The sequence below is a fragment of the Draconibacterium sp. genome (assembly GCF_041583095.1).
Taxonomy (GTDB): Bacteria; Bacteroidota; Bacteroidia; order Bacteroidales; family Prolixibacteraceae; genus Draconibacterium.
This window is the reverse complement of sequence record NZ_JBFHGM010000404.1, coordinates 1-3,105: the sequence shown is the minus strand read 5'-3', so window position 1 is coordinate 3,105 and position 3,105 is coordinate 1. Positions and strand designations below refer to the sequence as shown.

At 42.2% G+C, this 3,105-nt stretch carries 2 protein-coding genes and 1 pseudogene; all 3 read right to left on the bottom strand.

From position 1 onward, the window contains the following. On the bottom strand, nucleotides 1-227 hold a 227-nt coding region (locus ABZB17_RS21805), incomplete at its 3' end, for a PhzF family phenazine biosynthesis protein (RefSeq protein ID WP_372653648.1). 133 nt (nucleotides 228-360) lie between these two features. After that, entirely contained in the window at nucleotides 361-2,772 is a 2,412-nt protein-coding gene (locus tag ABZB17_RS21800) for a carboxypeptidase-like regulatory domain-containing protein (protein WP_372653646.1), read from the bottom strand. A 93-nt stretch (nucleotides 2,773-2,865) separates the two neighbouring features. Next, nucleotides 2,866-3,105: pseudogene (locus ABZB17_RS21795) on the bottom strand (hypothetical protein); the annotation flags it as partial.

Here is a 3,105-nt window from a genome sequence, read left to right as displayed (position 1 = left end):
GTAGCATGACCGCAAAGATCAACCTCGGCCTCAGGAGTAAACCAGCGGATATGGTAACAGTCGTCTTTTTTTATAAAAAATGCTGTTTCCGAAAGGTTGTTTTCCATGGCCAGTTTTTGCATAATATCATCCGGAAGCCACTCATCATTCAGTGGAATAACGGCTGCAGGGTTTCCTTCAAAGATTTTCTCAGCGAAGGCATCAACCTGGTATACTGTTAGGTTCATAGAGTAACTAATTAAGTTGCAAGGCAAAGTTAAACGATTCGTTACGATAGTTCATATCAAACACGCTACACACCAAAGTTTTAATGTTGCTTAAACATTACATTATGTAATAAAATGAATATGTTGCTGTGTTTTAGAATTTTACCGTAAGTTTTAAGTTGAACTTTCTTGACGTAAGATAATTCGGAACCGCATACTGGTCGCCATAAATACTCGATACCCAGAAATAGGAGATGGTATTGTTGATATCCAGCAGATTAAATACTTCGAGGCTTAGCCATAAATCGGTAATATGCCTGAAAAAAGGGCTGTCGGAGCGGTTTGCCCGGCTAATGAATACTTTTGAGAATCCAAGGTCGATACGTCGGTAAGGCGGCATACGAAATACATCCTGGTAACGCTCGCCATTTGGAGGTCCGGTGGGCAGGCGTGCCCCATAAAAACCCGACAGTTGCATTTTGTATGTTGGATTACCCGGTAAATAATCCTGGAAAAATAAGCTGAAATTCATCCACTGGTCAGTAGGGCGGGGAATCATTCCATGTCCGTCGCCTTTTATATCTTCTTCGGTTTGCAGGAACGATAAACTTGCCCATGATTGTAATCCGCTCACAAACTCGCCGTTAATTTTAAAGTCTATTCCGGTGGCATAACCTGTTGCTTCCTCTTCGGCCAGGTAACGTATACGAACATTATCTATCTGATAAGGAATCAGGCGGTTCATGTGTTTGTAGTAGGCCTCGGAAGTAAAACGAAACGGTCGGTCCCAGGCTGTAAACAACAGATCGGTTCCACCAACAACCTGAAACGAACGTTGCGCTTTTGAGTCGTAATTGATATATCCATCGCTTTGTTTCAGCTCCTTAAAAAAGGGCGACTGATGATACCATCCTGCCGACAAGCGGAACGACATTTTTTTCTCCCATTCGGGGAAGTAGCTTAATGTGGCGCGCGGACTCACCAGTAATTCATTGTTAAAATCCCAGAAATTAAATCGCACCCCGCCTGTTAAATACAAATCGCCGCTTGCTGTGGGCATGCTCCAACTGTCCTGAAAATAGCCGGTTATCCGGTTCGAGCTAATTTTGTTTTTGGCATTAAGCGTATAAAATAATTTTACTTCATTATCAGAATAAGGGATCGAGTAACCCGCAGAATCTCGGTAGATCCATTCGTTTAATTCGTCGTTTATTTTTTCGTGCTGAAATTTGATTCCCCAGTTTAACAAGTGCTTCTCAGAGTTATAAGCTCCTTTGTGCGAGAAACTGTAAACTGTTGCATCCAGGCTGTTACGGGCATGATTGATAAAGGTGCCAACTCCCAAATTTAATGTACTGTCGCCAAATTCGTCCGAGCCCATATTTCTTTCCAGCTGATTTAAATAATATTGTCCTTGTATATCGTAAGTTTCTTTTTCGCGGGCATGGTAGGCCGATGCAATAAATTTCAGGTTTAGGTTGGCATTGGGGTGATAGTTAGCGGTTAACGCTCCCAGGTAGGTTTGAAAATCATCCTGTTCCTGTCCGTCGAAATATATTTTGGTGTTGAACGGATTTTGCCACGTTCCAAAAGTCGTTTCGCGGGTTTGAGGAATAAAATTGTATTGGTTTTGTGCTACGTTACCCAAAAACGATAGATCGAATTTCTCGTTAAACTGGTAAGTTATATAGGTCTGAAAATCGAGAAAGCGAGGATCGTATTCACCCTGTTCATCTAAAGTCCCAAGTATGTAACGGTTGGTTTTGTAACGAATTCCGGAAATATGCGAAAGTTTTCCCTTTAGCGCTACGTCTTCAAAATGCGCCGAAGCACCAAGCATACTAACTGATGCCGATCCGCTAAAATCGCTTGGCCTGCGGTATTTTATATCGAGTACCGACGACATTTTATCGCCGTATTTGGCATTAAAACCACCTGCCGAAAAATCGATGGTAGATACCATGTCGCTGTTTATAAAGCTCAGTCCTTCCTGTTGCCCTGAGCGAATCAGGAAAGGCCGGTAAACCTCAACATCGTTCACATAAACCAGGTTTTCGTCGAAATTACCACCACGAACGGTGTATTGCGAGCTTAACTCGTTATTTGACGACACGCCGGGCAATGTTTTTAGTCCGGCTTCAATACCTCCCGAAGCACTCGAAATGGAGTTGATAATTTTTGGATCGAGACTAACAATACTTCCTCCGTTGCGTCGCTGTTCCTTAACGATTATCTCTGCCAGTTCCAGGTTGGCTTCCGGCATGGTAATCTGTTTGATAATCGTTTCTTCGTGATTGGCATAAACTGAATCCTGAAAAGTTTGATAGCCCAGCGATGAAAAAATTATCGTGAGCTGTTTGCGGGCCGGAATACGAAGCAGAAATTCGCCATCGGCATTTGTTGTGGTTCCAAGGGTTGGATATTCTTTTAATACCACATTTACCATATCGATCGGAACACCGTCCTGATCAGAGATAACTCCTTTTAACGTTGCATTATTACTTTGTGCAAAAGCAACGATTTGAGCTAGCAGTAATAGAAATAGAGTGGTTAAGTTTTTCATCATTAACACAAAGCTATGCAAAGGTGTTTTATAATCAACATTTTATTGTTCAATAAATTGTGCTGCCGGGATAATTTATTTTCAATGCAGAGCTGTTCATTTTGTTATTCCCGGCCAGTCATCTGTTCTGAAAGGATTCGCGGGCAGTAACTCCAGGTTATACAGGTTTAAATCATCGGGATTATCGGCCCAGCCAAAACGTACTGCCACCGGATTGGTAACCGCATACGAATAAACAACCACCGTGTTTTTATTGATGACCTCTGCCTTTGCCCAATAAAACTGACGATCGGCACCCGCAATTGAAAATGCTTTTACATAGCCGTATTTGTCTTT